3 protein-coding genes are annotated in these 5,107 nt (G+C 59.0%); 2 read left to right on the top strand and 1 reads right to left on the bottom strand.

Annotated features, from left to right (window positions below; genetic code table 11):
- The first annotated feature begins 51 nt into the window (after positions 1-51).
- Complete coding sequence (gene xseA / locus WA354_RS05180; RefSeq protein WP_472811944.1) at positions 52-1,458, top strand: exodeoxyribonuclease VII large subunit; 1,407 nt, start codon at positions 52-54, stop codon at positions 1,456-1,458.
- Between the two features lie 4 nt (positions 1,459-1,462).
- Positions 1,463-2,836, top strand: coding sequence for a phosphoglucosamine mutase (gene glmM / locus WA354_RS05185; RefSeq protein ID WP_472811945.1), 1,374 nt, complete (start codon positions 1,463-1,465; stop codon positions 2,834-2,836).
- Between the two features lie 18 nt (positions 2,837-2,854).
- On the opposite strand, the gene polA is transcribed toward glmM, so the two are convergent.
- A partial coding sequence (polA, locus tag WA354_RS05190) for a DNA polymerase I (protein WP_472811946.1) occupies positions 2,855-5,107 on the bottom strand: 2,253 nt, incomplete at its 5' end.

A 5,107-nucleotide genomic window follows, 5' to 3' on the forward strand; every position in this document is an offset into this window, starting at 1 on the left:
ACGTAGCTGCCCCAGGCCCTGCAAGGCACCTCAGCAATTACACTCGTAGAGGTGCTTCGACAGGACACATCGAGGCGGCAACTCGACCTGACCTTTGAGGAGCCGCAGACTGCCCGCCGCATCTGGCCTGTGCGCGAATTGGTGGAGCATGTCTGCGAGCAAATAGAACATGAGTTCAGCGATATCTGGGTCGAGGGCGAGATTTCCAATTGCCGCCCTGCGCCATCAGGACACCTGTATTTCACGCTGAAGGATGCTGAGGCTCAGTTGCCGGTAGTGCTTTTTCGGCGGCAGGTGCTTCTGCTGCGCTTCAAGCCCGAAGATGGAATGCACGTGCTGGTACGCGGGCGCGCAAGCGTGTACGCCCAGCGTGGACAGTTGCAGCTGGTAGGCGAAACCATTGAGCCCGTCGGTGCAGGATCGCTGCAATTGGCCTTCGAACAACTCAAAGAGCGACTGAAAGGCGAAGGGTTATTTGACGCTGCCCGCAAGCGGCCTCTTCCCACGTTTCCGCGTTCGGTGGGAATCGTAACGTCGCCGACCGGCGCAGTAATCCGCGACTTCCTCAACATCGTTGGACGACGCCATGCTGGGTTAAATGTTCTCGTGTGCCCCGCAGCAGTGCAAGGCGAGCAAGCGCCGGGCGAAGTTGAAGCGGCCCTGGCTCAGCTCAATGCCAGCGGGCTGGTGGATGTGATCGTTGTAGCCCGCGGCGGAGGGTCGCTCGAGGACTTGAGCGCCTTCAATGGCGAGCGGGTAGCGCGGGCGATCGTTGCATCGGGGTTGCCCGTAGTTTCGGCGATCGGACACGAGACCGACTTCACGATCGCGGATTTCGTGGCGGACCTGAGAGCGCCCACCCCTTCGGCAGCTGCGGAATTGATCACCGAAGCACAGCACCGCATCGCCGAACGAGTTGAAACGCAGGCTAATCGTTTGGAGCGCGCGACTCGATTCCAACTTCTACACGCACGGCAACAGTTCGAAACCGTGGCCCTGGACCGCGCCGAGCGGCGTACCATGGCAACGCTGCACAGGCTCAGCCAACGGCTGGACGATCTTGGGTTTCGCATGGAAGCAAGGATCACCGGGCTGGTACGCTCACGACAACGCGAGGTGACAGAACTGGCGGCGGATGTGCTGCATCATGAGCCGCGACAGATGTTGGCACGTATGCAGGAAAGGCTTGGTCTCGACGGAACGAGGCTGGAGCGCTCGCTGGAGCGGACTCTGCGAAGGTGGGCGGCACGACTCGATGGCCTCGAGGGGCGGTTGCGATCGCTATCGCCCCTCGCAGTGTTAGAGCGCGGCTACGCCCTGGTGTTAAGCGGAGACGGCACGGTGATCCGTTCAACTGCCGAGGTTGGCCCCGGCGATCAACTCCGAACCCGATTGAGTGACGGCGAGTTCAGCAGCACGGTTGACGAAGTGGCAGGAAAGAAGAAGCGTAAGAAGTGAGGCTATGAGTACAGAAACTGCGCGCAAGCTGTTTGGTACCGATGGGATTCGAGGCATCGCGGGCGATCCGCCGCTGGACGCCAGAACGATCTACGCAACCGGATTGGCGCTGGGCCACTCGCTCCGCCGCAACTCCGATCCCAAGGTAATTCTGGGTCGCGACACCCGCGAATCGAGCACATGGATTGGCGCAACCATCAGCGCCGCGCTGCGCGAAACTGGTGTTCGGGTGGAAAGCGCGGGGGTCGTCCCCACCCCGGCGGTGGCGTTCCTCGTGCGCAACCGCGGCTTCGATGCAGGCGTTGTAATTTCCGCGTCTCACAATCCGTGGCGCGACAACGGGATCAAGCTCTTCGGCTCGGATGGTTTTAAATTGCCGGATGCCGCGGAAGCTTCCATTGAGGATGAGATTCTGCGGCGCTCCGAAAAGGCTGTCGTGCCGGAAATATCTGAACTGGCACGAGTCGAAGATAACGCGGCCCTTCCCGAGCAATACATTCAGTTCCTCATCGAATCTGTCCCGGGTCTCAAGTTGGATGACTTGCGCATCGTCGCCGATTGCGCCAACGGAGCCGCTGCGAGAGTAGCACCTGAATTGTTTGCGCGATTAGGTGCACGGATTCCGAACGAGTTCACACTGTTGAACATTTCGCCGGACGGCCGCAACATCAACGACGGATGCGGAGCGCTGCACCCGCTGTGGGTTGCGGCGGAGGTTCAAAGGCACGAAGCAGCAATGGGGCTAACATTTGACGGTGATGCAGACCGGTGCATGCTGGCTGGCGCGCACGGCAACGTGATCAACGGCGATGCCATCTTGCTCATGGCCGCACGGGATTTGAAGGCACGTGGAATGCTTACGGGTGATCTTGTCGTGGCGACAACCATGTCGAACATGGGGCTGGAGGCGGCACTCAAGCGGTCCGGTATTCGGATGCTGCGCGCATCGGTGGGCGATCGATATGTACTCGAGCAGATGCAGCAGCACGATGCTGCGCTAGGCGGAGAGCAGTCCGGTCACATTCTCTTCCCTCACCTCTCAACAACCGGAGATGGTCTGCTGACCGCACTTGTCATTCTGGATCTGATCGCACGGACTGGTAAAACCGTTGAAGAACTAACTGCCGACCTGCAGGTATACCCGCAGGTGATTGTGAACGTAAAGGTGCGCGAGAAGAAGCCGCTGGACACAATTCCGGCTGTGGCAAAACGAATCCGCGCGGCGGAAGAGGAACTGAGAGACACGGGCCGCGTGGTAATTCGCTATTCCGGAACCGAGGCGCTGGCACGAGTCATGATCGAGGCTGAAAGCGAAGAGGCGATGCGACGCCACGCGGATGCGATCGCTAATGCGATTCGGACAGAGCTGGGAGCCTGAACCACTAACGCGACAAGCTTAGAGGTCGCGCCAGTTGGGTCCGAAACCCAGGTCGGCAACAAGGGGCACCTTGAGTTCGATCACGCCTTCCATCTCGGCACGTACCAGCGCTTCCACCTCTTTAGTCTCGGCTGCAGGAACTTCAAAGAGCAGCTCATCGTGAACCTGCAGGACCATCCGCGTCTTCAACTTGCGATCGGCCAGTTTGCGATCGAGCGAAATCATCGCGAGCTTGATAAGGTCAGCCGCCGTGCCTTGCAGAGGCGTGTTGACGGCGGTACGCTCGGCGAATCCGCGGGAGTTTGGATTCCGGCTCGTAATATCGGGGATAGGCCGCACGCGCCCGAAGAATGTCCGTACGGCACCGTCGAGGCGCGTCTCTTCGAGGGTCTTCTCAATGAAGGCCTTAACACCCTGATAGCGGGCAAAGTAGCGATCAATATAGGCTCTCGCTTCGGCCTGCGGAATACCCAATTGGGCTGCCAGGCCAAACGGTGAGATGCCGTAGACGATACCGAAATTAACAGCCTTGGCGCGGTTACGCGTCTCTTTGTCCATGGTGTCCGCGGGGACACCGAAAACCTCGCTTGCCGTTAGTGTGTGGATGTCTTCGTTGTTCTGGTAGGCACGCACGAGAAGCGGATCACCGCTGAAATGAGCGAGCAGCCGCAGCTCTATCTGCGAGTAGTCTGCGGAAAGCAGTTGCGTACCGGGAGCGGCGACAAATGCTGCGCGGATTTCACGGCCCAGCTCAGTGCGAATAGGAATGTTCTGCAGATTTGGATTGACGGAGGAAAGACGGCCGGTGGCTGTGGCCGCGGCTTGAAACGTGGTGTGGACGCGCGACTCGGAGTCGGCCAACAGCGGCAAAGAATCCACGTAATTCGATTTGAGCTTGGAGAGATGCCGATACTCGAGGACGAGACGCGGGACTTCGTTGGATTCAGCAAGGCCCTCGAGCACATCCACCGCGGTGGAAATGGCTTTGCCCTTGCCATATTTCCCCGGCACAGGCAGGCCCAGATCTTGGAAGAGCACTTCACCAAGCTGTTGGGGCGAATTGATATTGAAGCGGCGGCCAGCAAGGGAGTAGATGCTTTCGCCGACGCGCGCGAGTTCGGCGCCAAATCTTCTCGAGAGGCCGTCGAGAACGCCGGCGTCGATCCGAACGCCGCTCTTCTCCATCCGAAAAAGCACGGGGGCGAGAGGCAGATCGATCTTCTCGTAAACACTGGTGACCTTGCTTCGCTCCGCCTCAATACCGAGGTCGGTTACCAGAGCGTGTGTTACAACGGCAGCGGCCGGCAGAGACTGTGGCGCTGACTGGTTATGACGCACAGCGACGTCGGCGAGGGTCTGCGTGGTATTCGTCGGATTCAGTGCATAGGAGAGCAGCATCGAATCATCCACTTTACCGTGCAGATTGACGCCGAGTCCGCTGAGAACATGCAGCGCAAGCTTCAGGTCGTGGACGCGCTTCGGCACATCTGCATTTTCAAGCAGCATTTTTAGTTCGGGAGTAAGCGGAAGACAGAGGCCTTTGCCCGCTTCGGCACTGACACCAACGCTGGATTCAGTCTTCTTTTCTGCTTCTTCGACGATATCCAGCAACGACATGGTTTGCGGAACCGCCGGTTCGTCCGATTCAGACTCCAGTTCAGTTGGTTCTACTGCGGCGAGCGCGAAGGCAAACCCGCCTTTCCGCGCAGCTGCGTAGAACGCGGCTGCCTGCTCGTCCGTAGCCTGTTCGATGAGTTCGAACACCGGTGCCGAAGCCGAAGGCGCAAGTTCGCGAAGCATCGAAGTAAACTCGAGTTCGCTGAAAAGAGTGCGACACGCCTCCAGATCCGGTTCCTGTGTCTCCATTGCCTTCAGGTCGAGCGGAAGAGGAACGTGACAGTCGATGGTCACCAATTCCTTCGAAAGCAAGACCGCATCGCGATTCTGCTCCAGCGATTCGCGGTAACTCTTACGTTTGACTTCAGAGGCACGATCAAGGACGGCTTCCACGCTGCCGAATTCAACGATGAGGTCGACGCTGCCCTTGTCACCTATACCGGGTGCGCCTGGAATGTTGTCGATATTGTCGCCACGCAGGGCCATCACATCGATGACCTTCTCAGGTGGAACGCCGAGGACCTCAGCCACCTTTGCAGCATCAAGGATGAGGTTATCTTTTTGCGGATTCAGGACCCTCACATGCTCCGTGACGAGCTGCATCATGTCCTTGTCGCCAGAGACGATGAAGACCTCATGCCCGAGTTCCGCGGC

The organism is Occallatibacter sp. (assembly GCF_049802275.1).
Lineage (GTDB): Bacteria > Acidobacteriota > Terriglobia > Terriglobales > Acidobacteriaceae > Telmatobacter.

Bases quoted from the DNA above. Each gene is read 5' to 3' on its own strand.
- glmM (WP_472811945.1), top strand. From the start codon at position 1,463: ATGAGTACAGAAACTGCGCGCAAGCTGTTTGGTACCGATGGGATTCGA.